The organism is Streptococcus mitis (assembly GCF_965111735.1).
GTDB lineage: Bacteria > Bacillota > Bacilli > Lactobacillales > Streptococcaceae > Streptococcus > Streptococcus mitis_DR.
In genome coordinates this window covers 1,279,988-1,306,934 of record NZ_OZ217346.1, presented here as the reverse complement: position 1 = coordinate 1,306,934, position 26,947 = coordinate 1,279,988, and the positions used below count along the sequence as shown (strand labels likewise).

Genomic DNA, 26,947 nt, shown 5'->3' with positions numbered 1-26,947 from the left:
ATAAAAGCATATTCACAATAATATGATATAATAAATTCAAAGTAATAATCAAGGAGAATCAAATGATTTACGAATTTTGTGCTGAAAATGTCACCTTGCTTGAAAAAGCGATGCAGGCTGGAGCTCGCCGAATCGAACTTTGTGATAATCTAGCAGTTGGTGGAACAACACCCAGCTATGGAGTAACTAAGGCAGCGGTTGAACTGGCAGCTAACTATGATACGACCATTATGACCATGATTCGTCCTCGTGGTGGCGATTTTGTCTATAATGAACTAGAAATTGCTATCATGCTAGAAGACATTCGTTTGACTGCTCAGGCTGGAAGTCAAGGGGTTGTTTTTGGAGCTTTAACTGCTGGTAAGAAGTTGGATAAGCCTAATCTTGAAAAGTTAATTGCTGCATCAAAAGGAATGGAAATTGTCTTCCACATGGCCTTTGATGAATTGAGCGATGAAAATCAACTGGAAGCTATTGACTGGCTTAGTCAAGCTGGAGTCACTCGTATCCTAACTCGTGCTGGTGTGTCTGGCGACTCCTTAGAAAAACGTTTTGCTCACTATCACAGAATTTTGGAGCACGCTAAAGATAAAATTGAAATTCTACCAGGTGGGGGGATTGACCTTGACAACCGTCAGACCTTTATCGACCAGCTGGGCGTGACACAATTGCACGGAACTAAGGTTGTCTTTTAAAAAATAGAAAGGAACTGCTAGCTTTGGGTAGCAGTTTTCACTTATGTTTGAAATTTTTAAATCCTATCAATTTAATCAAGAAAAGGCTAGTGCTTATGGTTTTGTAGAAAATGGGGGAGTCTGGACCTATAGTTGCCAGATTTTGCAAGGTGACTTTGTCATGACTGTATCCATCACTGCTGATAATGTGAGTTTTCAAGTCCTTGACCAGGAAACCGGTGACCTCTATCCACAAGTCCATATGGAAAGTTTTAAAGGAAGTTTTGTTGCAAGTGTCCGTGAGGCTTGTCTGGAGATTCTCTACCAGATTCGGAAGGCTTGTTTTGATGTACAGGATTTTATCTGTCCTCAGACTAAACGAATCATGACTCAAGTTCAGGAAAAGTATGGCAATCAGTTGGAGTATTTGTGGGAGAAGTCGCCTGATACAGCAGTGTTAAGACACGAAGGCAATAAAAAGTGGTATGCCGTCTTGATGAAAATCTCTTGGGATAAGTTGGAAAAGGGCAGAGAAGGACAGGTAGAAGCAGTCAACCTCAAACATGACCAAGTAGCTGACTTACTTTCAAAAAAGGGCATTTATCCAGCCTTTCATATGAACAAACGCTACTGGATTAGTGTGGCGCTTGATGATACTTTATCAGATGAAGAAGTGCTAGAATTGATAGAAAAAAGTTGGAACTTAACCACTAAAAAATGAAACATTTCAAGATTTTTCAAGAACTTTCAATTAGCAAAATATTCTCTACTGAAGAAATTTTCAGAAAATATTGGATTTTTTCTTGACAAGTACTTTTGCCTATGCTAAAATACTAAACAAGATATCAAACGAAGGAGAAAGTCAAACATGAAAACAGCTAAGTTTAATCAATTTGCTTTGTTGTTGAGGTACTCGGGCTAGTGCAAAAAGCATTAGTCCTGTTTGGCTTACCAAGCGGGAGTGAATCAACATCTCGCTTGGGTTTCTGAGCGAGATGTTTTTTTAAAACCACATTTGGAAAAGGGGAAATCTTATGAGAACAGTTGAATTTCTAGATACCAGCCTTCGGGATGGAGAACAGACACCGGGTGTTAATTTTTCAATCAAGGAAAAAATTGCTATTGCAAGACAGCTTGAGAAATGGGGCATTTCAGCCATCGAAGCTGGTTTTCCGGCGGCTAGTCCAGACTCATTTACAGCAGTGCAGGAAATCGCCAAGGTCTTGAAGAAAACAGCGGTAACTGGTCTGGCTCGCTCTGTCAAGTCTGATATTGATGCTTGCTATGAAGCTCTCAAGGACGCCAAGTATCCACAGGTTCACGTCTTTATCGCTACCAGTCCGATTCATCGTAAGTATAAACTCAATAAGAGCAAGGAAGAGATTTTAGAAGCTATTAAGGAGCATGTTTCTTATGCCCGTTCTAAGTTTGAAGTGGTCGAATTCTCTCCTGAAGATGCGACCAGAACGGAGTTGGATTTCCTCCTGCAAGTTGTTCAAACAGCGGTCGATGCAGGGGCGACTTACATCAATATCCCTGATACGGTTGGATTTACCACTCCAGAGGAATACGGAGCTATCTTCAAATACTTGATTGAGAATGTCAAGACGGAACGTCAGATTATCTATTCACCTCACTGTCATGATGACCTTGGAATGGCAGTGGCAAATAGCCTTGCTGCTGTCAAGAATGGGGCAGGACGAGTCGAAGGAACAATCAATGGTATCGGGGAGCGAGCTGGTAATGCTGCTTTGGAAGAAATTGCAGTGGCCCTCAATATTCGTCAAGATTACTATCAAGCAGAAACTAGTATTGTTTTAAATGAAACCATCAATACGTCAGAAATGGTTTCTCGCTTCTCAGGTATTCCAGTTCCTAAAAACAAGGCTGTGGTTGGTGGCAATGCCTTTTCTCACGAATCTGGTATTCATCAAGACGGAGTCCTTAAAAATCCTCTTACCTATGAAATCATCACTCCTGAATTGGTCGGTGTCAAGAGTAATAGCCTCCCACTTGGAAAATTGTCTGGTCGCCATGCCTTTGTCGAGAAATTAAGAGAACTAGCCCTAGATTTTACAGAAGAGGATATCAAACCACTCTTCGCTAAGTTCAAGGCACTGGCCGACAAGAAACAAGAAATCACAGATGCAGATATTCGTGCTCTGGTAGCTGGAACTATGGTTGAAAATCCAGAAGGCTTCCACTTTGATGATTTACAACTGCAAACCCATGCGGATAATGATATCGAAGCGCTCGTTAGCCTAGCTAATATGGATGGTGAGAAGGTCGAATTTAATGCGACAGGGCAAGGTTCCGTTGAAGCAATCTTTAACGCTATCGATAAGTTCTTTAACCAATCCGTCCGCTTGGTGTCTTACACTATTGACGCGGTGACAGATGGAATTGATGCCCAAGCTCGGGTCTTGGTAACTGTTGAAAATAGAGATACAGAAACCATCTTTAATGCAGCAGGGCTTGATTTCGATGTGTTGAATGCTTCGGCTATTGCCTACATCAATGCCAATACCTTTGTTCAAAAAGAGAATGCAGGTGAGATGGGACGTAGCGTTTCCTATCGCGATATGCCTAGTGTGTAAAGGAGAGAATGCTATGACAAAAAAAATAGTAGCTCTAGCAGGGGACGGAATTGGCCCAGAAATCATGGAGGCCGGTTTAGATGTTCTGGAAGCTCTAGCTGAAAAAACAGGTTTTGACTATGAGATTGATAGACGACCCTTTGGCGGTGCAGGTATTGATGCTGAAGGTCATCCCTTACCTGATGAAACCCTCAAGGCAAGTAGGGAAGCAGATGCTATTCTCCTAGCGGCTATCGGTAGTCCTCAGTATGATGGAGCAGCGGTTCGGCCTGAACAAGGCTTGCTGGCTCTCCGTAAGGAACTCAATCTCTACGCTAATATTCGCCCTGTAAAAATCTTTGACAGTCTCAAGCATTTGTCACCACTCAAACCGGAACGAATTGCTGGTGTAGACTTTGTCGTGGTGCGTGAGTTGACAGGCGGGATTTACTTTGGAGATCATATCCTTAAAGAGCGCAAAGCGCGTGATATCAACGACTATAGCTATGAGGAAGTGGAGCTGATTATTCGCAAAGCCTTTGAAATCGCAAGAAGTCGGAGAAAAATCGTTACTAGTATCGATAAGCAAAATGTTCTAGCGACCTCAAAACTCTGGCGGAAAGTAGCTGAGGAAGTCGCGCAGGATTTCCCAGATGTAACCTTGGAGCACCAGCTAGTCGACTCAGCTGCCATGCTTATGATTACCAATCCTGCTAAGTTTGATGTCATCGTGACGGAGAATCTTTTCGGAGATATTCTATCTGATGAATCAAGCGTTCTATCTGGAACACTTGGAGTTATGCCATCAGCCAGTCATTCTGAAAATGGACCAAGTCTCTATGAACCTATTCACGGTTCAGCACCTGATATTGCTGGTCAAGGAATTGCCAATCCTATTTCCATGATTTTGTCAGTTGCCATGATGTTGGGAGATAGCTTTGGTTGTTATGAGGATGCAGAGCGTATCGAGCGTGCTGTTGAGGCAAGTTTGGCAGCTGGTGTTTTAACAAGAGATATAGGTGGACAGGCTTCGACCAAGGAAATGACAGAAGCTATTATTGCAAGGTTATGAAGTTAGACGAAAAAATTACTCTAGTCCTTTTGATTTGGAATGTCATGGTTTTCGTGATTTATGGCGTTGACAAATCCAAGGCAAGGAGAAGAGCTTGGCGCATCCCTGAGAAAATCTTACTTATTTTAGCATTTACTTGTGGTGGTTTTGGTGCCTGGTTAGCAGGAATCATTTTTCACCACAAGACTAGAAAATGGTACTTTAAAACAGTTTGGTTTCTTGGGATGGTGACTACACTAGTAGCCTTATATGTTATTTGGAGGTAATGGATGGCAGGAAAATCGATTTTTGATAAATTATGGGACCGCCATGTCATCACAGGTGAAGAGGGGCAGCCCCAACTCATGTATGTGGACCAGCACTATATTCACGAAGTGACCAGTCCACAGGCTTTTCAAGGATTGCGAGACGCAGGTCGCAGATTGAGACGACCAGATTTGACATTTGGAACCTTTGACCACAATGTCCCGACGGTCAATATCTACGATATTCGAGATGTCATTTCCAAGGCTCAAATTGATAAGCTGGCTGAAAATGTTGAGGAGTTTGGGATTGAACATGCGGCCCATGGTTCTGAAAAACAAGGAATTGTTCACATGGTTGGTCCAGAAACAGGACGGACCCAACCGGGGAAATTCATTGTCTGTGGAGACAGCCATACGGCAACTCACGGAGCTTTCGGAGCGATCGCCTTTGGAATTGGGACTAGTGAGGTTGAGCATGTCTTCGCTACCCAGACCCTCTGGCAGGTCAAACCCAAGAAAATGCTGGTAGAATTCACTGGAGTTCCTCAAAAAGGAGTTTATTCCAAGGATTTCATTTTAGCCCTGATTGCCAAGTACGGCGTTGCTTGCGGCGTTGGATATGTGGTGGAATATCGGGGACAAGCGATTGATGCACTGAGCATGGAAGAGCGAATGACCATCTGCAATATGTCCATCGAGTTTGGTTCTAAGATGGGAATCATGAATCCGGACCAAACCACCTATGATTATCTCAAGGGACGAGAATGTGTTCCAGAGGACTTTGAAGAGGCTGTGGCGGATTGGAAAACAATTGTCAGTGATGATGATGCCGTTTATGATAAGGTTATCCAGATGGATGTCTCAGACTTGGCTCCCATGGTGACCTGGGGAACCAATCCTGCTATGGGAGTTGACTTTGACAGTAGCTTCCCAGAAATTAAGGATATGAATGATGAACGAGCCTACAATTATATGGATTTGGAACCAGGTCAAAAGCCAGCAGATATTGAACTAGGTTATATCTTTATCGGCTCTTGTACAAATGCTCGTCTCAGCGACTTGCAACTGGCTGCGCGATTTGTTAAAGGGAAGAAGATTGCTCCTAACTTAACGGCTATCGTAGTCCCAGGTTCTCGTCCTGTCAAACGAGCTGCTGAGAAGTTGGGCTTGGACAAGGTCTTTCTAGATGCTGGTTTTGAGTGGAGAGACCCAGGTTGCTCTATGTGCCTAGGGATGAATCCTGACAAGGTTCCAGATGGCGTTCACTGCGCCTCAACCAGCAATCGCAACTTTGAAGACAGACAGGGATTTGGTGCTAAGACCCACCTCTGCAGTCCAGCCATGGCAGCTGCAGCAGCTATCGCAGGGCGCTTCGTAGATGTTCGGCAAATGCCAGAAGCCCAGTAAGGAGAGGATATGGAGAAATTTACAGTTTATACGGGAACGACCGTTCCTCTCATGAATGATAACATCGACACTGACCAAATCCTACCCAAGCAGTTTCTCAAGTTGATTGATAAAAAAGGCTTTGGTAAATACCTCATGTATGCTTGGAGATATTTGGACGATAAGTATACTGAGGATCCAGACTTTGTCTTTAACCGACCTGAATATCGTAAAGCCAGTATTCTTATCTCAGGGGATAACTTTGGGGCAGGTTCTTCGAGGGAACATGCAGCTTGGGCCTTAGCAGACTATGGTTTTAAGGTCGTGATTGCGGGGTCTTTCGGTGATATTCATTACAATAATGAACTCAATAATGGCATGTTGCCCATTGTTCAGCCCAGAGAGGTTCGAGAGAAACTAGCCCAGCTAAAACCAACCGATCAGGTAACTGTGGATTTGGAACAACAAAAAATCATCTCACCAGTTGGAGAATTCACTTTTAAAATCGATAGTGAGTGGAAACACAAACTCTTAAATGGTTTGGATGATATCGGTATTACCTTGCAGTATGAAGATTTGATTGCTGCTTATGAAAAACAACGACCAGCCTACTGGCAGGATTAGAAAAAAATAGAAAAGGAAATAAAACTATGACAAAACACATTCAATGGAACGGAACACTTTCACAAGAAGGCTATGACATTTTAAAAGGTGAGGGAGGGTGCATTGTTTGCCCTACAAAAGTCGGTTATATCATCATGACTAGCGATAAGTCAGGACTTGAACGCAAGTTTGAAGCCAAAGAGCGTAACCGTAACAAACCAGGTGTTGTTCTCTGTGGTAGCATGGATGAGCTTCGCGCTTTAGCACAACTCAACCCAGAAATTGAAGCCTTCTACCAAAAACATTGGGACGAAGATATTCTTCTTGGTTGTATCCTTCCTTGGAAACCAGAAGCCTTTGAAAAACTGAAGGCATACGGTGATGGTCGTGAAGAACTGATGACTGACGTGCGTGGAACGAGCTGTTTTGTTATCAAATTCGGGAAAGCTGGTGAACAATTAGCTGCCAAACTTTGGGAAGAAGGCAAGATGGTTTACGCTTCATCTGCAAACCCATCTGGAAAAGGAAACCGTGGTAAGGTAGAAGGTATCGGAGAACGCATCGAAGGAGCAGTTGACCTTGTTATCGAGGCAGACGACTATGTGGCATCTATCCAGCCTGACAAAACGATTGAAACACGCTATGAGCAAGGTGTGATGGTCTCTATGGTCGATAAAGACGGCAAACTCATCCCGGAACAAGGAGGAGCACGTTCAACTTCACCAGCTCCAGTTGTGATTCGCAAAGGGCTTGACATTGATAAGATTATGATGCACCTGTCAGACACCTTTAACTCATGGGACTACCGTCAGGGAGAGTATTATTAAGATAAAAAAGAAGTCTAGTGTTAAGAGGGAATACCCTACTCTACATTAGGCTTTTTCTTTAGAAATTCTTTTATTTTTTTTATAGATATGATATGCTATAGATGAACTATATATTAATAGAACTTGCTTATAAAAGTAAATTAAAGGAGTATTCAAATGAACAGTGAACAAAATAACTATTTTTTTGTTGGTACAAAATTTGGTGATGATGATTATCTTGAATATTTTAGGAAAGAAGGAAAGTGGGAATTAGGATGGCATAACAACGAGGAAAATAAACAGTATCAAAAAATGTTAAAGTTGTTTAATAAAATTAAACCAGGTGACGTTTTATTCGCTAAAACCACATATGTCAAAAAGAAGAATTTACCTTTTGTAAAGAAAGATGATTTAAAGGTTTCTGTGATGAACATTCGTGGAATGGCGACTGTTAAAGAGGTTTTAGACGATGGGCATACCATTATTGTTGATTGGAAAAAAGAGTATATAGAGAGGGAGTGGTTTTTCTTTACGGGGCAAGAAACAATATGGTTTCCATCAGATATTAAGTACCGAACTAAAGAGACTGATCAGTTAATAAAATTTGCTGCAAGTGATGAAATCATAATTCAAGACTATGACTATTTTTTGAATCATCCTAATTGGAAAAAGTATAAAAAATTAGAAAGTGAAACTATGTTAAGGAATGATTTTTTATTTAATTATAGTGGTATATTAAAAAAATCCAAAAACCTCATCCTCCGTGGTGCACCTGGTACAGGAAAAACTTATCTTGCTAAAGAAATTGCTATGGAGTTAACGGGTGGCAACGAAGAGCAAATCGGATTTGTACAATTTCACCCATCCTATGATTATACGGATTTTGTGGAGGGTTTAAGACCAGTATCAAATGGGGATGGAGCTATTGAGTTTAAATTACAAGATGGTATTTTTAAGCAATTTTGTCAGAGAGCGAAAGAAGCTCAGAAAACTGGAGGCCAAGATAATTTTGAGGAAGCGTGGGATCTTTATCTTGAATATGTAAATAGCAGAGATGAAAAAGAATATTTGACAGAATTTTCCTATCTCACAGTAAATAGTAGAAATAATTTTAATATCAATTATGAAACTAAGTCCCAAGGAACTTGCTTAACAAAATCTTATGTTTATGAACTCTATAAAGATGAAAAATATCTGAAACAGCCCTATTATCGTAACCAAGGAAAAAAAGTCCTTGAAATTTTAAAGAAAAGATTTGGTTTGAAAGACTATATCTCTCCAACAGAGATCAACACAGACAAGAATTTTGTCTTCATCATCGATGAAATCAATCGTGGTGAGATTTCTAAGATTTTTGGTGAACTCTTTTTCTCTATTGACCCTGGCTATCGTGGTGAAAAGGGATGTGTTTCTACTCAGTATGCTAATTTACATGAGACTGATGAGAAATTTTATATCCCTGAGAATGTCTACATCATCGGAACTATGAATGATATTGACCGTTCAGTAGATACCTTTGATTTTGCTATGCGTCGTCGTTTCCGTTTTGTTGAAGTTACTGCTGAAAGCCAGTTATACATTCTAGATAACGAACTAGATGGACATGAGGAAGAAGCGAAAAAACGTTTAAGAAACTTGAACGCTGCTATTGAAAACGTTCAGGAGTTAAACAGTCATTATCATATCGGACCAAGTTATTTCCGTAATTTAAAAGAGTTGGATTATGATTATGAATTACTTTGGTCTGATTACCTCAAACCGCTTTTGGAAGATTACTTACGAGGTTCTTATGAAGAGGCTGAAACTTTGGGTACATTGAAAAAAGCATTTGATCTGACAAAGAATGAGCAAAAAAATCAGGCAGTAGCTGATGACCATGAAGGCGATGAAGACGATGATGCGGATAACTGATAATCAGCATAGAATTGCTAAGGAAGACTTTGTCGCAGAATATCCCAAACTAAGTCAAGCACTTCTTGATAGAACACTGGATAACCTTTCTAAAGAGGACAATATCTTTATTTTTCCAAATGATTTGAAGAATTCTCCTGACTTAGAGAAAGACCAAAAAATCTTTGAAACAGTTAATCAGGAAATCAAGACTGGAAATGTGATTGGTTTTCTGGGGTGTGGTCAGGAAAGATTAACGATTTCCTCTCGCTTTTCTGATGAGAGTAATGACCATTTTTTGCATTATCTCTTACACAAGGTTCTTCATATCAATCTCACTAGTTTAGATGTTGCTTTGTCTCGTGAAGAGAGGCTTTATCAACTTTTGATGTATCTCTTCCCCAAGTATCTACAAGCTGCTATTCGAAAAGGTCTTTATAAGGAATACCATCGATTTTCTCATAATGACAGTCATGTTAAGGGAGTGATTGATGTAAGAAACCATCTCAAGAAAAACCTTCCTTTCACGGGAAATATTGCCTACACAACGAGAGAGTTCACCTATGATAATCCTCTCATGCAGTTGGTCCGTCACACTATTGAATACATTAAGAACCAGAAAAGCATTGGGCAAGGGGTTCTTGATAATCTCTTGACTAGTCGTGAAAATGTAGCAGAAATCGTGCGGGTAACTCCTTCTTATAAACTAGCTGATCGTGCTAAGATTATTCGGAGAAATCAATCTAAACCTATACGTCATGCATACTTTCACGAGTACAGAAAGTTACAAGAACTTTGTCTGATGATTCTAAACCAAGAAAAGCACGGTTTAGGGTATCAAGATCAAAAAATCCATGGTATTCTTTTTGATGTTGCCTGGCTTTGGGAAGAGTATGTCCATACCTTATTGCCAAAAGATTTCATCCATCCACGAAATAAAGAAAAACTAGGTGGTATTTCAGTATTTTCTAGTCAAGAAAGAAAAGTATATCCAGATTTTTATCAAGAAGAGCTTAAAATAGTATTAGATGCTAAGTATAAAAAACTGGAATTGACTGAAAAAGGAATCAACCGTGAGGACTTATTCCAGCTGATTTCCTATTCTTATATTTTAAAAGCTGAGAAGGCTGGTCTTGTTTTTCCGAGCAAGGACAAGATTGTTGATAATGAGATAGGAAAGCTAGCAGGTTATGGAGCTTTGTTGAAGAAATGGTCTATCCAAATTCCTCAGAAGTCTTCATATTATAGTGAATTTTGTGAAATGATGGAAAACTCAGAAGAAATTTTTAAAAGGAATATTGCTAACGAAGTGGGGAGAAAATAATCTCTCCTCTTTCTTTTGTTTTTTTATATACAAAAAATCCGAACAATATATTTTAATTTATAAAATTATTTGACAAAAACTGTACTTTAGTTTATAATGAATTAAGGAAACGTCGGAAAAGGCGTAGTGATGCGAGAGCATAGGTAGGTCATTACAAAAGAAACGAGACATCGATATGTTAAATGAATTTCCAATTTTTGATTACGAAGATATTCAATTGATTCCAAATAAATGTGTGATTAAAAGCCGTGCAGAAGCGGATACAAGTGTCACTCTAGGTAATCACACCTTCAAACTACCTGTTGTGCCAGCTAATATGCAGACAATTTTGGATGAAAAGGTAGCTGAGCAACTGGCTAAAGGTGGTTACTTCTACATTATGCACCGTTTTGATGAGGCAGGACGCATTCCTTTTATTAAGCGTATGCATGAGCAAGGGCTTATTGCTTCTATCTCTGTTGGTGTTAAGGATTATGAGTATGATTTTGTGAGCCAGCTCAAGGCTGATGCTCCTGAGTACATCACGATTGACATTGCCCACGGTCATGCGGATAGCGTGATTTCTATGATTCAACACATCAAAAAAGAATTGCCAGATACCTTTGTCATTGCTGGAAATGTGGGAACACCAGAAGCTGTGCGTGAATTGGAAAATGCTGGTGCGGATGCTACTAAGGTCGGAATCGGTCCAGGTAAGGTTTGTATCACCAAGGTCAAGACAGGTTTTGGTACAGGTGGTTGGCAGTTGGCTGCTCTACGTTGGTGTGCCAAGGCTGCACGTAAACCGATTATTGCTGATGGAGGAATTCGTACTCACGGTGATATTGCTAAGTCTATTCGTTTCGGTGCTAGCATGGTCATGATTGGTTCCCTCTTTGCAGGACACATCGAAAGTCCAGGGAAAACGATTGAAGTTGATGGTGAACAGTTCAAAGAGTACTATGGTTCAGCTTCACAATATCAAAAAGGTGCTTACAAAAATGTGGAAGGCAAACGTATCTTGCTTCCTGCTAAAGGGCACTTGCAAGATACTTTAACTGAGATGGAACAAGACCTTCAAAGTGCTATTTCGTATGCGGGTGGACGTCAGGTTGCTGACCTTAAACATGTTGATTATGTGATCGTGAAAAACTCTATCTGGAATGGGGATGCTTCCCACTAAGACGGGCTATCTCACTAGAAAAAACTTGTTATTAGAGCAAATTTCTGTTATAATAAAACAAGTTTCCACCCTTAGTGTAATGGATATCACGTAAGATTCCGGTTCTTGAGATGGGGGTTCGATTCCCTCAGGGTGGATGTAAACATCCTAAAAAGCCTTTAATAGGGCTTTTTTCTGGCTCTGTGTCAACTGTAGTGGGTTGAAGAAAAGTTAAGATCGAGAAAGGACACATTTCGTCCTTTCTTTTTTGATGTTCAGAGCAATAAAAATCCGTTTTTTGAAGTTTTCAAAGTTTCGAAATCCAAAGGCATTGCGCTTGATGAGTTTAATGAGATTATTAGTCGCTTCTAATTTGGCATTAGAATAAGGTAGTTGAAGGGCGTTGACAATCTTTTCTTTATCCTTGAGGAAGGTTTTAAAGACAGTCTGAAAAAGAGGATGAACCTGTTTAAGATTGTCCTCAATGAGTCCGAAAAATTTGTCTGGCTCCTTGTTCTGAAAGTGAAAAAGCAAGAGCTGATAGAGATGATAGTGGTGTCTCAAGTCTTCTGAATAGCTCAAAAGCTTGTCTAGAATCTCTTTATTTGTTAAGTTCATGCGAAAAGTAGGGCGATAAAACCGTTTATCGCTGAGTTTACGACTATCTTGTTGAATAAGCTTCCAGTAGCGCTTGATAGCCCTGTATTCATGGGATTTTCGCTCAAACTGATTCATGATTTGAACACGGACACGACTCATAGCGCGGCTGAGATGTTGGACAATGTGAAAGCGGTCGAGAACGATTTTAGCGTTAGGAAAAAGTTTTCTGGCAATATCGTAGTAGGGGCTAAACATATCCATAGTAATGATTTTCACCTGACAACGAACGACTCTATCGTAGCGCAGAAAGTGATTTCGGATGATAGGCTGTGTTCTGCCTTCAAGAACAGTGATGATGTTGAGATTATCAAAATCTTGTGCAATGAAACTCATCTTTCCCTTGGTAAAGGCATACTCGTCCCAGGACATAATCTCAGGAAGACGAGAAAAATCAGTCTTAAAACGGAAGTCACTAAGCTTGCGAATGACAGTTGAAGTTGAAATAGCCAGTTGATGAGCGATATCGGTCATAGAAGTTTTTTCAATCAACTTTTGCGCAATCTTTTGGTTGATGATACGAGGAATTTGGTGATTTTTCTTGACGAGGGAGGTCTCGGAGACCGCTATTTTCGAGCACTTATAGCAGTTAAAACGGCGTTTTTTAAGGAGAATTCTAGTAGGCATACCAGTTGTTTCGAGGTAAGGGATCTTAGACGGTTTTTGAAAGTCATATTTCTTCATTTGACTTCCACACTCAGGGCAAGATGGGGCGTCGTAGTCCAGTTTGGCGATGATTTCCCTGAGTGTATCCTTATTGATGATGTCCATAAATTGGATATTGGGGTCTTTAATGTCGAGTAGTTTTGTGATAAAATGTAATTGTTCCATATGATTCTTTCTAATGAGTTGTTTTGTTGCTTTTCATTATAGGTCATATGGGACTTTTTTTCTACAACAAAATAGGCTCCATAATATCCATAGGGGATTTACCCACTACAAATATTATAGAGCCTTTTTTCTTTACACAGCCCTAAATTGGCCCTTAAAACTGAAAATCTCTTTTTAAAGAATTCCCAAATGCTCTCCAGTCCCGTTTTAAAGTGACTCAGGGGGCTTTTTTTGATATAATAAAAAGGACTGTTATCAGTTAGAAAGAGGTTGGTATGAAAGAATTACAAACTGTACTAAAGAACCATTTTGCAATCGAATTTGCAGACAAAAACTTACTGGAAACTGCCTTTACTCATACGAGTTATGCCAATGAGCACCGCCTCTTAAAAATTTCACACAATGAGCGCTTGGAATTTTTAGGAGACGCTGTTCTACAGTTATTGATTTCAGAATATCTGTATAAAAAATATCCTAAAAAGCCTGAAGGCGACTTGTCCAAACTTCGTGCTATGATTGTCCGCGAGGAGAGTTTGGCTGGCTTTGCGCGTGATTGCCAGTTTGACCAGTTTATCAAGCTGGGTAAGGGGGAAGAAAAATCTGGTGGTCGAAATCGTGACACCATTCTTGGCGATGCCTTTGAAGCCTTCCTCGGTGCCCTCCTATTGGACAAGGATGTGGCCAAGGTCAAGGAATTTATCTACCAAGTCATGATTCCTAAGGTTGAAGCAGGCGAATTTGAGATGATTACAGACTACAAAACCCATCTCCAAGAGTTACTTCAGGTCAATGGGGATGTGGCTATCCGTTATCAGGTGATTTCTGAAACGGGTCCTGCTCACGATAAGGTATTTGATGTAGAAGTTCTAGTTGAAGGTAAGAGCATTGGTCAAGGTCAAGGTCGTTCTAAGAAATTAGCAGAGCAGGAAGCTGCCAAAAATGCCGTTGAGAAAGGGCTGGATTCATGTATTTAAAGGAAATCGAAATTCAGGGATTCAAGTCTTTTGCTGACAAGACTAAGGTTGTCTTTGACCAAGGTGTGACGGCAGTTGTTGGACCCAATGGATCTGGAAAGTCCAATATTACAGAAAGTCTTCGTTGGGCCTTGGGGGAGTCTAGTGTCAAGAGTCTCCGTGGCGGCAAGATGCCTGATGTCATTTTTGCTGGAACTGAAAGTCGCAAACCGCTCAATTATGCTTCTGTAGTTGTAACTCTGGATAATCATGACGGATTTATCAAGGATGCAGGTCAAGAAATCAGAGTAGAACGCCATATCTATCGTAGTGGGGATAGTGAATACAAAATTGACGGCAAGAAAGTCCGTCTACGTGATATTCATGATCTTTTCTTGGACACAGGTTTGGGACGAGATTCTTTCTCCATCATTTCCCAAGGCAAGGTTGAGGAGATTTTTAACTCCAAACCTGAGGAACGTCGTGCTATTTTCGAAGAAGCTGCAGGAGTTTTGAAATACAAGACTCGCAGAAAAGAAACTGAGAGCAAGCTGCAGCAAACTCAAGATAATCTAGACCGCTTAGAGGACATTATCTACGAGTTGGACAATCAAATCAAGCCCCTTGCAAAACAAGCCGAGAATGCCCGTAAGTTTCTAGACTTGGAAGGTCAACGTAAGGCTATTTATTTAGACGTGCTGGTTGCTCAAATCAAGGATAATAAGGATGAACTAGAGTCGACAGAAGAAGAGTTGGCTCAGGTTCAGGAACTATTGACGAACTATTACCAAAAGCGAGAAAAATTAGAAGAAGAAAATCAAACTCTTAAAAAGCAACGCCAAGATTTACAGACTGAAATGGCCAAAGACCAAGGCAGTTTGATGGACTTGACCAGTTTGATTAGTGAGTTAGAGAGAAAATTAGCCCTATCAAAACTGGAGTCCGAGCAAGTAGCCCTGAATCAACAGGAAGCACAAGCCCGTTTGGCTACTTTAGAGGATAAGCGAAATTCACTCAGCAAAGAAAAATCTGATAAGGAAAGCTCTTTAGCTCTGTTAGAGGAAAATCTAGTCCAAAATAATCAAAAACTGAATCGATTAGAGGCTGAATTACTAGCTTTTTCAGATGATCCCGATCAGATGATTGAGCTCTTGCGTGAACGCTTTGTAGCCCTTTTACAAGAAGAAGCGGATGTTTCAAACCAGTTGACCCGTATCGAAAACGAGTTGGAAAATAGTCGTCAGCTTTCTCAAAAACAAGCAGATCAATTAGAAAAGCTGAAAGAACAGTTGGCTACAGCTAAAGAGAAGGCTAGTCGGCAAAAAGAAGAGCTTGAAACTGCCAAGGAACAGGTTCAGAAATTATTGGCCGACTATCAAATCTGTGCCAAGGAGCAAGAGGAGCAGAAAACTTCCTATCAAACTCAACAAAGTCAACTCTTTGACCGTCTGGATAGTCTCAAAAACAAGCAGGCTAGAGCCCAAAGTTTGGAAAACATCCTGAGAAATCATAGTAACTTTTATGCAGGTGTTAAGAGTGTTCTCCAAGAAAAAGACCGCCTTGGTGGGATTATTGGAGCAGTTAGTGAGCACCTGACCTTTGATGTGCATTATCAAACTGCTCTAGAGATTGCGCTTGGAGCCAGCAGTCAGCATATCATCGTAGAAGATGAAAACGCGGCAACCAAGGCGATTGATTTCCTTAAACGAAACAGAGCTGGTCGTGCAACCTTCCTTCCGTTGACAACAATCAAGGCGCGTACGATTTCTAGTCAGAACCAAGATGCTATTGCTGCAAGTCCAGGATTTCTGGGTATGGCTGATGAGCTGGTGACATTCAATAATAGGTTGGAAGCTATTTTCAAGAACTTGCTAGCTACGACGGCTATCTTTGATACCGTAGAACATGCGCGTGCGGCAGCTCGTCAAGTTCGTTATCAGGTTCGTATGGTAACCCTTGATGGGACAGAGTTACGTACAGGTGGTTCCTATGCAGGTGGAGCTAATCGCCAGAATAATAGCATTTTCATCAAGCCAGAATTGGAGCAATTACAAAAAGAAATTGCTGAAGAAGAAGCAAGTCTTCGTTCAGAAGAAGCATCTTTGAAGACCTTGCAAGACCAGATGGCTTCATTGACAGAAAGATTAGAAGCCATCAAATCTCAAGGTGAGCAGGCTCGTATTAAGGAGCAGGGCTTGTCCCTTGCTTATCAGCAGACCAGTCAGCAAGTTGAAGAACTGGAAACTCTTTGGAAACTTCAAGAAGAAGAATTAAATCGTCTTTCTGAGGGAGATTGGCAAACGGATAAGGAAAAATGCCAAGAGCGCCTTACTACTATCGCCAGTGACAAGCAAAATCTGGAAGCTGAGATTGAAGAGATTAAGTCTAACAAAAATGCCATCCAAGAACGCTATCAAAACTTGCAGGAAGAGGTATCGCAAGCTCGCTTACTTAAGACAGAACTGCAAGGGCAAAAACGTTATGAAGTGGCTGATATTGAGCGTTTAGGCAAGGAATTGGATAATTTAGATATCGAACAAGAGGAAATCCAGCGTATGCTCCAAGAAAAAGTTGACAATCTTGAGAAAGTTGATACGGATTTGCTCAGTCAGCAGGCCGAAGAAGCCAAATCTCAGAAAACAAATCTCCAACAAGATTTGATTCGCAAGCAGTTTGAATTGGATGATATAGAAGGTCAGCTGGATGATATTGCCAGTCATTTGGACCAGGCTCGCCAGCAGAATGAAGAGTGGATTCGCAAGCAAACTCGTGCTGAAGCCAAGAAAGAAAAGGTCAGCGAGCGCTTGCGCCATCTACAAAGTCAATTAACAGACCAGTACCAGATTAGCTATACTGAAGCTCTTGAAAAGGCGCATGAGTTGGAAAATCTCAATCTGGCAGAGCAAGAGGTTAAGGATTTAGAGAAGGCTATTCGCTCGCTGGGCCCTGTCAACTTGGATGCTATTGAACAGTATGAAGAAGTACACAGCCGTCTGGATTTCCTAAATAGCCAGCGAGATGATATTTTATCAGCGAAAAATTTGCTCCTTGAAACCATTACAGAAATGAATGATGAGGTTAAGGAACGCTTTAAATCAACCTTTGAGGCTATTCGTGAGTCCTTTAAAGTGACCTTCAAGCAGATGTTTGGCGGAGGTCAGGCTGACCTGATCTTGACTGAGGGAGACCTGCTGACAGCTGGGGTTGAGATTTCTGTCCAACCACCGGGTAAGAAAATCCAGTCTCTCAACCTCATGAGTGGTGGGGAAAAAGCCCTATCGGCTCTTGCTTTGCTTTTCTCTATCATTCGAGTTAAGACTATTCCGTTTGTTATCTTGGATGAGGTAGAGGCTGCGCTGGACGAAGCCAATGTCAAACGCTTTGGAGATTACCTAAACCGCTTTGATAAGGACAGTCAATTTATCGTCGTAACCCACCGTAAGGGAACCATGGCAGCGGCCGATTCTATCTATGGAGTGACCATGCAAGAATCAGGTGTCTCAAAAATTGTTTCGGTGAAGTTAAAAGATTTGGAAGAAACAGTAGACTAGTTACCAAACGATAGCATCTCTTAAGAGGTGCTATTTTTTAAAACTAACATCTTGAATGATTTTTAGGCTCTTTGTCAACTGTAGTAGGTTGAAGAAAAGCTAAGATCTAGAAAGGACAAATTTCGTCCTTTCTTTTTTGATATTTAGAGCGATGAAAATCCGTTTTTTGAAGTTTTCAAAGTTCCGAAATCCAAAGGCATTGCGCTTGATAAGTTTGATGAGATTATTGGTGGCTTCCAGTTTGGCGTTGGAATAGGGTAGTTGAAGGGCGTTGACAATTTTCTCTTTGTCCTTTAGAAAGGTTTTAAAAACAGTATGAAAAAGAGGATGAACCTGCTTTATATTGTCCTCAATGAGTCCGAAAAATTTGTCAGGCTTCTTGTCCTGAAAGTGAAACAGCAAGAGTTGATAGAGATGGTAGTGGTGTTTCAAGTCTTCTGAATAGCTCAAAAGCTTGTCTAGAATTTCTTTATTCGTCAAGTGCATGCGAAAAGTAGGGCGATAGAAACGTTTATAGCTGAGTTTTCGACTATCTTGTTGGATGAGTTTCCAGTAGCGTTTGATAGCCTTGTATTCATGGGATTTTCGTTCAAACTGATTTATGATTTGGACGCGCACACGACTCATAGCACGGCTTAGATGTTGTACAATATGGAAACGATCTAGAACGATTTTAGCACACGGAAAAAGTTTTCTAGCCAAGTCATAGTAGGGACTAAACATATCCATAGTAATGATTTTCACTCGACATCGGACTGCCCTATCATATTTAAGAAAGTGATTTCGGATAATAGCTTGTGTTCTACCTTCAAGAACAGCGGTGATATTGAGCTTTTCAAAATCTTGTGCAATGAAACTCATTTTTCCCTTTGTAAAGGAGTACTCATCCCAAGACATAATCTCTGGAAGATGAGAAAAATCATGCTTAAAACGGAAGTCATTGAGCTTGCGAATAACAGTTGAAGTTGAAATGGACAGCTGATGAGCAATATCGGTCAAAGAAGTCTTTTCAATCAGCTTTTGAGCAATTTTTTGATTAATGATACGAGGGATTTGATGATTCTTCTTGACGAGGGAGGTCTCGGAGACCGCTATTTTCGAGCACTTATAGCAGTTAAAACGGCGTTTTTTAAGGAGAATTCTAGTAGGCATACCAGTTGTTTCGAGGTAAGGGATCTTAGACGGTTTTTGAAAGTCATATTTCTTCATTTGACTTCCACACTCAGGGCAAGATGGGGCGTCGTAGTCCAGTTTGGCGATGATTTCCCTGAGTGTATCCTTATTGATGATGTCCATAAATTGGATATTGGGGTCTTTAATGTCGAGTAGTTTTGTGATAAAATGTAATTGTTCCATATGATTCTTTCTAATGAGTTGTTTTGTTGCTTTTCATTATAGGTCATATGGGACTTTTTTTCTACAACAAAATAGGCTCCATAATATCCATAGGGGATTTACCCACTACAAATATTATAGAACCCCTTTTTTATGAATTTGTGTAAAAATTCTTGACATATTTTCTAAATAAAGATAAACTATTTACTAGTTAATTAAATGGTTAAACACTAGTTAAGGAGTTATAGTGAAAAAGAGGACGATTTTAGTATTGATGAGCAGTGTATTGGCTCTGGTATTAGGTGCTTGTGGCCAAAAGGAAAGTCAGACTGGGAAAGGGATGAAAATTGTAACCAGTTTTTATCCTGTCTATGCTATGGTCAAGGAAGTATCTGGTGACTTGAATGATGTTCGGATGATTCAGTCAAGTAGTGGGATTCACTCCTTTGAACCTTCAGCAAATGATATCGCAGCCATCTATGATGCAGATGTCTTTGTTTACCATTCGCATACGCTTGAATCTTGGGCGGGAAGTCTGGACCCCAATCTTAAAAAATCCAAAGTTAAGGTTTTAGAGGCTTCTGAAGGAATGACCTTAGACCGAGTCCCAGGGCTAGAAGATGTGGAAGCAGGCGATGGAGTTGATGAAAAAACGCTTTATGATCCTCACACATGGCTAGATCCTGAAAAAGCTGGAGAAGAAGCTCAGATTATCGCTGATAAACTTTCAGAGGTGGATAGTGAGCATAAAGAAACTTACCAGAAAAATGCGCAAGCCTTTATCAAAAAAGCTCAAGAACTAACTAAGAAATTCCAACCTAAATTTGAAAAGGCGAGTCAGAAAACCTTTGTAACACAACATACAGCCTTTTCTTATCTTGCTAAGAGATTTGGATTAAATCAACTTGGTATTGCAGGTATCTCTCCTGAACAAGAACCAAGTCCAAGACAACTAACAGAAATTCAGGAATTTGTTAAAACCTATAAGGTTAAGACGATTTTTACAGAAAGTAACGCTTCTTCAAAAGTAGCTGAAACTCTTGTCAAATCAACAGGTGTGGGGCTTAAAACTCTGAATCCTTTAGAGGCAGACCCACAAAATGACAAGACTTATCTCGAAAATCTTGAAGAAAATATGAGTGTTTTAGCAGAAGAATTGAAATGAGGAAAGAATGAAAATCAATAAGAAGAAACTTGCTGCTGGTGCAGCTGTTGTCCTTTCTTTAAGTCTTTGTATTTATGCATTGAATCAACATCAGACAGGAGAGAACAAAGATACGAATCGTGTATCTTATGTCGATGGGAAACAAGACACTCCAAAAACAGAGACACAAACACCAGAGCAAGTCAGCAAAAAAGAAGATATCCAGGCTGAACAAATTGTTGTGAAAATCACCGATCAAGGTTATGTGACTTCACACGGTGATCATTTCCATTATTATAATGGGAAAGTTCCTTTTGATGCGATTTTCAGTGAAGAACTTTTGATGAAAGATGCCAATTATCAACTTAAAGACGCTGATATTGTCAACGAAGTCAAAGGTGGTTACATTATCAAGGTGGATGGTAAGTATTATGTTTACCTTAAGGATGTGGCACATGCGGATAACGTTCGTTCGAAGGACGAAATTGAACGCCAAAAACAAGGTCATACTCACGATGCCCCAACATCTAATAGTGCAGTGGCGCTTGCTCAATCTCAAGGTCGCTATACTACTGATGATGGCTACATCTTTAATCCAGCTGATATTATTGAAGATACTGGTGATGCTTATATAGTTCCTCACGGAGGTCACTACCACTATATTCCAAAAAGTGATTTGTCTGCTAGTGAATTAGCAGCTGCTAAAGCTCATCTGGCTGGGAAAAATACGCAACCGAGTCAGTTAAGCTATTCTTCAGCAGCTAGTGACAATAACACGCAATCTGTAGCACAAGGCTCAACTAGCAAGCCAGCAAATAAAGCTGAAAATCTCCAAAGTCTTTTGAAAGAACTCTATGATTCACCTAGTGACCAACGTTACAGTGAATCAGACGGTCTGGTTTTTGACCCTGCTAAGATTATCAGCCGTACACCAAATGGAGTTGCGATTCCGCATGGCGACCATTATCACTTTATTCCTTACAGCAAGCTCTCTCCTTTAGAAGAAAAGATTGCCAGAATGGTGCCTATCGGTGGAACTGGTTCTACAGTTTCTACAAATGAAAAACCTCATGAAGTAGCGTCTAGTCTTGGAAGTCTTTCAAGCAGTCCATCTACTTTAAATCATCCTTCCTTGCTTACAAATAAGACTATCTCTTCAACATCTGATGGTTATATCTTTAATCCTAAAGATATTGTCGAAGAAACAGCCACAGCTTATATCGTCAGACATGGTGATCATTTCCATTACATTCCTAAGTCGAATCAAATTGGTCAACCGACTCTTCCAAATAATGGTCTAACAACACCTTCGCCATCTCTTCCAATCAATCCAGGAAATTCACATGATGAACATGAAGAAGGTGGACACGGCTTTGATGCCAATCGTATTATTGCTGAAGATGAAGCAGGATTTATCATGAGTCACGGCGACCATAATCATTACTTCTTCAAGAAGGATTTGACTGCTGATCAAATCAAGGCAGCGCAAGACCACTTGAAAGGGGCAAATACAGCAACACCAAATCCAGCTCATGATGACGATCACGATGAAGATCATCATGGACACCATCATGATGAAGACCATGATCACGGTTTTGACGCTAATCGTGTCATCAGTGAGGATGAACAAGGCTTTGTCATGAGTCATGGTGACCACAATCATTACTTTTTCAAGAAGGACTTGACAGCAGAGCAAATTAAGGCAGCGCAAGATCACTTGAAAGGTGCAAATACAGCAACACCAAATCCAGCTCATGATAATCAAGATGAAGATACACACGGTCATCACCATGATGAACATGGTCATGATTTTGATGTCAATCGAATTATCAGTGAAGATGCGGCAGGCTTTGTCATGAGTCACGGTGACCATAATCATTATTTCTTCAAGAAAGATTTGACAGCGGAGCAAATTAAGGGTGCACAAGACCATTTGAAAACCCATCATGATGCAGAGCCTGTAAAACCTCTTGCTAAAACAGTAGAGTCTTTCTCAAGAGATGCTAGCGATGAAGAAAAAATTGCTTACATTTCTAAGACCTATGGGGTTCCACTTGAAGCGATTAGAATTTCAAACGGCTTCTTTGTCTTTGGAAATCCAGACCAAGCCTACGATCCAACTCATATCCACCCATATGCTGTTCGTAAGGAACATGTGCGTCTTCCACTACAAACTGGCAATCCAGAACTTGATTTCCTAAATGAACTTTACACGACTGCTTTGCGAGATGGTGTGTCTCCTTATAGTTTACAGGTAGAAAATGGTAGTTTTGTGATTCCTCATGGCGACCATAATCACTACATCAAGGTTCAAACTAAGGGATATGAAGTGGCTTTGAAAAACAAGATTCCAGCCCTACAATCCAATTATCAACCTGGAGCTTTTGATGAAAAAGTAGTTTTAGCAAAAGTAGATCAACTTCTAGCTGATAGCAGAAGCATCTACAAAGACAAGCCTATCGAACAAAGACAGATTGAGTTAGCCTTAGGACAGTTTACTGAAAACATGAAGAAATTGGCAACTAACTCTACAGCAGGTTATCTTGCAACCCTTGATCTCTTTGATAAGCAATATATCCATATTGATGAGAGTGTCAAGCCTACTGAAACAAGTGCTTTAGATAAAAAATACCAATCCTTGATTGATAAAATCAATACCTTGGATACAGACTCTTATGGACTTCCTAAGAAAGACCTTCTCGTTCGACTCCAAGAAGCTAAATTGGCTAAAGATGAGGCTGTTTTAGTAGCGGTTGAATCACAACTTCAAGCCTTGCAAGACTTTAATGATCGAACAGGCGTTACAACAGTTGAATACATCAAGTATTTCTACGAACACGTAAATGACGGTCGTTTAAATGATGAACTTCGGAACAAAGTAGCTCAGTTGACTTGGACCTTGTATCAATCTCAATCTTTCCTTAAGGCAGCAGAATTGAACAAATTATTCCCAAACATCTATCAGGCAAAACAAGAAGTGGAAGAAGCTTTGAAAGCTCAACCAACTACTGCTAAATCGACTCAGACAGTTCTAGATACTGAAAAAGTTGATAACCAAACTGCCAAGACAGCTATTTATGGCTTCTTGAAAGAATTGTACGGAGACTTTATGCCTGAAGAACATGTCAATCATGTTAGCAAGGAAGAAGTAGAAAGCCTCTTGAGCAAGGCAAATCAACTCTTAGAACAAATCCAAGAAGAAGGAATCAGACAATCCTTGGCAGAAGAAGTAGAAAATCTCAAAGCTGCCACAAACAAGGCTGATGCGGACTTGGATGAAGTAAACAGTCAGGTAAAAGATGTCTTGACTCGTATCGCTAGCGCCCTTCAACAAGAAAAGGAAAATGCTGAGCAAGACCCTCAGACACTAGTACTCTATCAAAAACTCTACGATATTCTCATGTCGCTTCACTCTTATTTAGAAAACAACAAGGGTTCTGATGCGGACTTTGATAAGGTAGATGCTTTACTAGATCAACTTTCTGCTAAGAGTAAAGATAAAGCTGCTTTACTTGAATTGACAAAAGCTATTCTAGTCTTGAATCAAGAAATCAAGTCAAAATCAAGCTCAAGTGAAGAAGCAACTCCAGCGACAAATGCCGAGTCAAATGGTGAGAACACAAGTTCCGAAACTGAAACATCAGTGGCTGCAGAATCTAACAGTGAAACTGCAAGGGACGAAAACAAACCAAGCAATACAACAGATTCTAAACCTGCTGAACCAGCTTCAGAAAAGGAAACAACAGAATCTACAACAAGTACTGGAAATCAAGAAAAACCAGCAGAATAAAAAGAAAGGCGAAGTAGCTAAGCTACCTCGTCTTTTTAGTCTTCATAAGCTACGATACCAATGATGGTATCAACTGCACGTTCCATAGTCTGAAGGCTGACGTATTCAAAACGACCGTGCATATTCTCGCCACCAGCAAAGATATTAGGTGTTGGGATTCCCATAAAGGAAATCTTAGAGCCGTCTGTCCCTCCACGGATTGGTTCGATAATAGGAGTGATACCCAGATCTTCCATAACGGCTTTAGCAATGGTAATTGGAGTCATATCTTTTTCAATGACTTCTTTCATATTGTAGTACTGATCTGTTAGGGTGAGAGTAACACGATTGTTACCAAGCTCTTGATTCATCTTATCAGCGATAGACTGCATAGCTGCTTTACGAGATTCAAAGGCATCCTTTTCAAAGTCTCGGATGATGTAGCTTGAACGAGCCTCTTCGACAGACCCTGTTATATCCATCAGATGGTAGAAACCTTGGTAACCCTCTGTCAGTTCAGGACGGTCAGTTTCAGGGAGTTGATTATGGAAATCAATTGCTAATTGCAGAGCATTTACCATCTGTCCCTTTGCAGTACCAGGGTGGACATTGCGCCCTTGGAAATGCAATTCAGCACCAGCTGCTGAAAAAGTCTCGTATTGAAGTTCACCTAGTGGTCCGCCATCAACAGTGTAGGCAAAATCTACATCAAAATCTTCTGCATCAAATTTATTAGCACCAACACCAATTTCCTCATCTGGACCAAAACCAACACGAATTTCACAGTGTTTGATTTCAGGGTGAGCAGTTAGATATTCAATAGCAGTCATAATTTCAGCAATTCCTGACTTGTCATCAGCACCTAGCAAGGTTGTTCCATCTGTTGTGATGAGCGTTTGTCCTGGATATTTCTCAAGACTCTTAAAGTCAGCTGGATCGAGTTTGAAACCAGAATTTCCAAGTTCAATCACACCACCATCGTAGTTTTCAATTACCTGTGGATTGACTCCTTCGGCATTAAAGTCAGCAGTATCCATGTGAGATATAAAGCCAATTTTTCGTGTTAAAGATGGATCATTGGCTGGCAAGGTCCCAATTGCAAAACCATTTGGTAGATAATAAACATTTTGTAATCCAACACGTTTCATTTCAGGAATAAGAACATTTGTAGCAAAATCTACCTGACTCTGCGTACTTGGAGTAGTAGTAGAGTGTTCATCAGAGCGCGTATTGACCTTAACGTAGGTTAAGAAGCGGTCCAAGAGATTGGGATAAGTCATAAAAAACTCCTTTTGAATTCATTTTTTCCATTGTATCATAGAAATGAGAGAAAAACAAAAGACAGAAGTTAGGGAAATTCGCTATGTTGGCGTTTACTTATTAATGGATAAATGATAAAATAAACTTGATAAAAATATCACAAGGAAGCGATTATGAAAAAAGCAATTTTAATGATGACTTTCGGTTCGCCAGAAGAGATTACCTTTGAAGGTGTGGCTGATTTTTTCACAAATATTCGTCGTGGAGTGAGACCTCAAGACCACGAAATTCAAACTCTCTATGATAATTATGTACGAATTGGCGGCACGCCTCTGCAAAAAATTACGCGTGAAGAGGTTGCCTTGGTAGAGGCTAGGCTGGGAAATGAGTATAGTGTTTATTTTGCTAATAAGTTTTCCAGTCCCTTTATTCCAAATGTGATTGGTCAGATGGAAGCAGACGGCATTGAACAGTGTATTTGCTTGATTTTGGAGCCCCATTATTCTTTCTACTCTGTCATGGGTTATGAGAAATTTTTAGAAAGCAAGCAAATTCAATTTTTAGTCATTAAGGACTGGTATCAAGAAGAAGCGCTATTAAACTATTGGGCAGATGAAATTGGTAAAATTTTAAAAGAAGAAGTAAAGCAGGATAGCTTTAAAGTCATCTTTTCAGCCCATAGTGTGCCCATTTTTGCCTTAGATTTTGGTGACCCATATATTGACCAAATTTTTGAAAATAGCAAGCTTGTCACTGAAAAACTAGGTTTGAGTTCTGAGCAATATACTAACACTTGGCAAAGTGAAAGTGATATCGGGATTCCATGGATTAAGCCAGATGTCTTAGAGTATCTCAGAGAACGGAAAGAACATCCAGACCATTATATTTTTGTTCCTATCAGCTTCATTAGCGAGCATATTGAAGTCTTGTTTGACAATGATGTGGAATGTTATGACTTATGTCAGGAATTTGGTGTAAACTACCATCGTCCACCAATGCCAAATACAGATTCTCGTTTGATTGATGCCTTGGTTAATACAGTCAGAGCTAATGAGGACAAAGAGTTTAAGGAATTTCTCCCAGAAGAAGAAACCTTTGATGAGTTAGTTCCTTCAGATGAGACGAAAAATATCTTGGCCGAATCTCAAGATTTACAAATGCCAGAATTTGTGAAAAAATTGATTGAGAAAAAAGGTCGGGAAAATGTTAAGATGCCTTATCTTATTAAGAAAATGCTTGAGAAAGCAGGTAAGTTACCAAAAGAGTAAAGAAAAAAGGATTTAGCTTTGCGCTAGATCCTTTTAATCGATTATTTTTTCTCAAGAAGAGCTTTGATTTCTTGAAGTACTTCCAATTCAGTTGGTCCAGCTGGAGCTTCTTCAACAGTTTCTTCTTTCTTAGTAAGGCTTTGGGCTTTTTCCATAGCTTTAATAACGAAGAAGAGAACAGTACCTACAACAAGGAAGTTGATAATAGCACTCAAGAATTTACCATATGTAACACCATTCCATGCAAGCTCAGCGATATTTTGTACTTTCGCAGCTTCCAAGGCTGGGTTCAATAGTAGAGGAGTGATGATATCGTTAACGAATGAAGTTACGATAGCACCAAAAGCAGAGGCAATAATCACACCGACAGCAAGGTCAACAACATTACCACGAAGCAAAAATGCTTTAAGATCTTTTAACATTTTCATAATTCCTTTCCAAAATTTTTACTCTTGATTATAT

General features: G+C 40.1%; 20 protein-coding genes and 1 tRNA gene. 17 read left to right on the top strand and 4 right to left on the bottom strand.

Annotated elements, in window-relative coordinates:
* Nucleotides 1-62: 62 nt before the first annotated feature.
* From ACLV7W_RS06355 to ACLV7W_RS06300, 12 genes are all read left to right on the top strand, one after another.
* On the top strand, nucleotides 63-695 hold the full coding sequence (locus ACLV7W_RS06355) for a copper homeostasis protein CutC (RefSeq protein ID WP_265530915.1): 633 nt from the start codon (nucleotides 63-65) through the stop codon (nucleotides 693-695).
* 43 nt (nucleotides 696-738) lie between these two features.
* Nucleotides 739-1,395: an MmcQ/YjbR family DNA-binding protein gene (locus ACLV7W_RS06350; protein WP_045611813.1), complete on the top strand. Its 657-nt coding sequence runs from the start codon at nucleotides 739-741 to the stop codon at nucleotides 1,393-1,395.
* A 313-nt stretch (nucleotides 1,396-1,708) separates the two neighbouring features.
* Nucleotides 1,709-3,271 carry a 2-isopropylmalate synthase gene (locus tag ACLV7W_RS06345; protein ID WP_411865647.1) on the top strand — a complete coding sequence of 521 codons (1,563 nt, stop codon included), beginning with the start codon at nucleotides 1,709-1,711 and terminating at the stop codon, nucleotides 3,269-3,271.
* A gap of 13 nt (nucleotides 3,272-3,284) precedes the next feature.
* Complete coding sequence (gene leuB, locus ACLV7W_RS06340) at nucleotides 3,285-4,322, top strand: 3-isopropylmalate dehydrogenase (RefSeq protein WP_153209990.1); 1,038 nt, start codon at nucleotides 3,285-3,287, stop codon at nucleotides 4,320-4,322.
* Nucleotides 4,319-4,588, top strand: a complete 270-nt coding sequence (locus tag ACLV7W_RS06335) for a DUF1294 domain-containing protein (protein ID WP_153209991.1) — start codon at nucleotides 4,319-4,321, stop codon at nucleotides 4,586-4,588. Before leuB ends, ACLV7W_RS06335 begins: the two co-directional genes overlap by 4 nt.
* A 3-nt stretch (nucleotides 4,589-4,591) precedes the next feature.
* Nucleotides 4,592-5,974: a 3-isopropylmalate dehydratase large subunit gene (leuC, locus tag ACLV7W_RS06330; protein ID WP_153209992.1), complete on the top strand. Its 1,383-nt coding sequence runs from the start codon at nucleotides 4,592-4,594 to the stop codon at nucleotides 5,972-5,974.
* Between the two features lie 9 nt (nucleotides 5,975-5,983).
* Complete coding sequence (gene leuD, locus ACLV7W_RS06325) at nucleotides 5,984-6,577, top strand: 3-isopropylmalate dehydratase small subunit (RefSeq protein WP_153209993.1); 594 nt, start codon at nucleotides 5,984-5,986, stop codon at nucleotides 6,575-6,577.
* Nucleotides 6,578-6,603: 26 nt separating this feature from the next.
* Nucleotides 6,604-7,383, top strand: coding sequence for an L-threonylcarbamoyladenylate synthase (locus tag ACLV7W_RS06320; protein ID WP_153209994.1), 780 nt, complete (start codon nucleotides 6,604-6,606; stop codon nucleotides 7,381-7,383).
* A 156-nt stretch (nucleotides 7,384-7,539) separates the two neighbouring features.
* Complete coding sequence (locus ACLV7W_RS06315) at nucleotides 7,540-9,273, top strand: McrB family protein (protein WP_153209995.1); 1,734 nt, start codon at nucleotides 7,540-7,542, stop codon at nucleotides 9,271-9,273.
* A complete protein-coding gene (locus ACLV7W_RS06310; RefSeq protein WP_194251543.1) occupies nucleotides 9,257-10,576 on the top strand; it encodes an McrC family protein in 1,320 nt (439 codons plus the stop codon). The genes ACLV7W_RS06315 and ACLV7W_RS06310 overlap by 17 nt, the downstream gene beginning before the upstream one ends.
* Nucleotides 10,577-10,751: 175 nt before the next feature.
* Entirely contained in the window at nucleotides 10,752-11,738 is a 987-nt protein-coding gene (locus ACLV7W_RS06305; protein ID WP_411865646.1) for a GMP reductase, read from the top strand.
* A 65-nt stretch (nucleotides 11,739-11,803) separates the two neighbouring features.
* A tRNA-Arg gene (locus tag ACLV7W_RS06300) sits at nucleotides 11,804-11,875 on the top strand.
* A gap of 73 nt (nucleotides 11,876-11,948) precedes the next feature.
* Here ACLV7W_RS06300 and ACLV7W_RS06295 read toward each other — a convergent pair.
* Nucleotides 11,949-13,205 carry an ISL3 family transposase gene (locus tag ACLV7W_RS06295; protein WP_411865645.1) on the bottom strand — a complete coding sequence of 419 codons (1,257 nt, stop codon included), beginning with the start codon at nucleotides 13,203-13,205 and terminating at the stop codon, nucleotides 11,949-11,951.
* Nucleotides 13,206-13,480: 275 nt separating this feature from the next.
* Here ACLV7W_RS06295 and rnc point away from each other — a divergent pair, with 275 nt between their 5' ends.
* Together rnc and smc are read left to right on the top strand one after the other, a co-directional pair.
* Nucleotides 13,481-14,179, top strand: coding sequence for a ribonuclease III (gene rnc / locus ACLV7W_RS06290; protein ID WP_000661487.1), 699 nt, complete (start codon nucleotides 13,481-13,483; stop codon nucleotides 14,177-14,179).
* On the top strand, nucleotides 14,170-17,709 hold the full coding sequence (gene smc, locus ACLV7W_RS06285) for a chromosome segregation protein SMC (protein WP_411865644.1): 3,540 nt from the start codon (nucleotides 14,170-14,172) through the stop codon (nucleotides 17,707-17,709). Before rnc ends, smc begins: the two co-directional genes overlap by 10 nt.
* A 99-nt stretch (nucleotides 17,710-17,808) precedes the next feature.
* Here the strand turns inward: smc and ACLV7W_RS06280 are convergent, their stop codons facing one another.
* On the bottom strand, nucleotides 17,809-19,065 hold the full coding sequence (locus tag ACLV7W_RS06280) for an ISL3 family transposase (protein ID WP_411865643.1): 1,257 nt from the start codon (nucleotides 19,063-19,065) through the stop codon (nucleotides 17,809-17,811).
* A gap of 253 nt (nucleotides 19,066-19,318) precedes the next feature.
* On the opposite strand from ACLV7W_RS06280, the gene adcAII reads away from it, so the two are divergent.
* Nucleotides 19,319-20,209 carry a zinc-binding lipoprotein AdcAII gene (gene adcAII, locus ACLV7W_RS06275; RefSeq protein ID WP_153209507.1) on the top strand — a complete coding sequence of 297 codons (891 nt, stop codon included), beginning with the start codon at nucleotides 19,319-19,321 and terminating at the stop codon, nucleotides 20,207-20,209.
* A gap of 7 nt (nucleotides 20,210-20,216) precedes the next feature.
* Nucleotides 20,217-23,978, top strand: coding sequence for a pneumococcal-type histidine triad protein (locus ACLV7W_RS06270; RefSeq protein ID WP_411865642.1), 3,762 nt, complete (start codon nucleotides 20,217-20,219; stop codon nucleotides 23,976-23,978).
* A gap of 35 nt (nucleotides 23,979-24,013) precedes the next feature.
* Here the strand turns inward: ACLV7W_RS06270 and pepT are convergent, their stop codons facing one another.
* Nucleotides 24,014-25,237 carry a peptidase T gene (gene pepT / locus ACLV7W_RS06265; RefSeq protein ID WP_411865641.1) on the bottom strand — a complete coding sequence of 408 codons (1,224 nt, stop codon included), beginning with the start codon at nucleotides 25,235-25,237 and terminating at the stop codon, nucleotides 24,014-24,016.
* 153 nt (nucleotides 25,238-25,390) lie between these two features.
* Between pepT and hemH the strand changes: the two genes are divergently transcribed.
* A complete protein-coding gene (hemH, locus tag ACLV7W_RS06260) occupies nucleotides 25,391-26,485 on the top strand; it encodes a ferrochelatase (RefSeq protein WP_261037226.1) in 1,095 nt (364 codons plus the stop codon).
* Between the two features lie 41 nt (nucleotides 26,486-26,526).
* Here hemH and mscL read toward each other — a convergent pair whose 3' ends face one another.
* Complete coding sequence (mscL, locus tag ACLV7W_RS06255; protein WP_000910199.1) at nucleotides 26,527-26,907, bottom strand: large conductance mechanosensitive channel protein MscL; 381 nt, start codon at nucleotides 26,905-26,907, stop codon at nucleotides 26,527-26,529.
* Between the last annotated feature and the right edge of the window lie 40 nt (nucleotides 26,908-26,947).

Excerpts from the sequence above, each read along its gene's own strand:
- ACLV7W_RS06355 (WP_265530915.1), top strand. The coding sequence starts at position 63 with ATGATTTACGAATTTTGTGCTGAAAATGTCACCTTGCTTGAAAAAGCG.
- hemH (WP_261037226.1), top strand. The coding sequence starts at position 25,391 with ATGAAAAAAGCAATTTTAATGATGACTTTCGGTTCGCCAGAAGAGATT.
- leuC (WP_153209992.1), top strand. The coding sequence starts at position 4,592 with ATGGCAGGAAAATCGATTTTTGATAAATTATGGGACCGCCATGTCATC.
- ACLV7W_RS06280 (WP_411865643.1), bottom strand. The coding sequence starts at position 19,065 with ATGGAACAATTACATTTTATCACAAAACTACTCGACATTAAAGACCCC.
- ACLV7W_RS06350 (WP_045611813.1), top strand. The coding sequence starts at position 739 with ATGTTTGAAATTTTTAAATCCTATCAATTTAATCAAGAAAAGGCTAGT.
- ACLV7W_RS06270 (WP_411865642.1), top strand. The coding sequence starts at position 20,217 with ATGAAAATCAATAAGAAGAAACTTGCTGCTGGTGCAGCTGTTGTCCTT.
- ACLV7W_RS06295 (WP_411865645.1), bottom strand. The coding sequence starts at position 13,205 with ATGGAACAATTACATTTTATCACAAAACTACTCGACATTAAAGACCCC.
- ACLV7W_RS06315 (WP_153209995.1), top strand. The coding sequence starts at position 7,540 with ATGAACAGTGAACAAAATAACTATTTTTTTGTTGGTACAAAATTTGGT.
- ACLV7W_RS06335 (WP_153209991.1), top strand. The coding sequence starts at position 4,319 with ATGAAGTTAGACGAAAAAATTACTCTAGTCCTTTTGATTTGGAATGTC.
- ACLV7W_RS06320 (WP_153209994.1), top strand. The coding sequence starts at position 6,604 with ATGACAAAACACATTCAATGGAACGGAACACTTTCACAAGAAGGCTAT.
- leuD (WP_153209993.1), top strand. The coding sequence starts at position 5,984 with ATGGAGAAATTTACAGTTTATACGGGAACGACCGTTCCTCTCATGAAT.
- ACLV7W_RS06305 (WP_411865646.1), top strand. The coding sequence starts at position 10,752 with ATGTTAAATGAATTTCCAATTTTTGATTACGAAGATATTCAATTGATT.
- ACLV7W_RS06345 (WP_411865647.1), top strand. The coding sequence starts at position 1,709 with ATGAGAACAGTTGAATTTCTAGATACCAGCCTTCGGGATGGAGAACAG.
- rnc (WP_000661487.1), top strand. The coding sequence starts at position 13,481 with ATGAAAGAATTACAAACTGTACTAAAGAACCATTTTGCAATCGAATTT.
- ACLV7W_RS06310 (WP_194251543.1), top strand. The coding sequence starts at position 9,257 with ATGATGCGGATAACTGATAATCAGCATAGAATTGCTAAGGAAGACTTT.
- adcAII (WP_153209507.1), top strand. The coding sequence starts at position 19,319 with ATGAGCAGTGTATTGGCTCTGGTATTAGGTGCTTGTGGCCAAAAGGAA.
- mscL (WP_000910199.1), bottom strand. The coding sequence starts at position 26,907 with ATGTTAAAAGATCTTAAAGCATTTTTGCTTCGTGGTAATGTTGTTGAC.
- smc (WP_411865644.1), top strand. The coding sequence starts at position 14,170 with ATGTATTTAAAGGAAATCGAAATTCAGGGATTCAAGTCTTTTGCTGAC.
- pepT (WP_411865641.1), bottom strand. The coding sequence starts at position 25,237 with ATGACTTATCCCAATCTCTTGGACCGCTTCTTAACCTACGTTAAGGTC.
- leuB (WP_153209990.1), top strand. The coding sequence starts at position 3,285 with ATGACAAAAAAAATAGTAGCTCTAGCAGGGGACGGAATTGGCCCAGAA.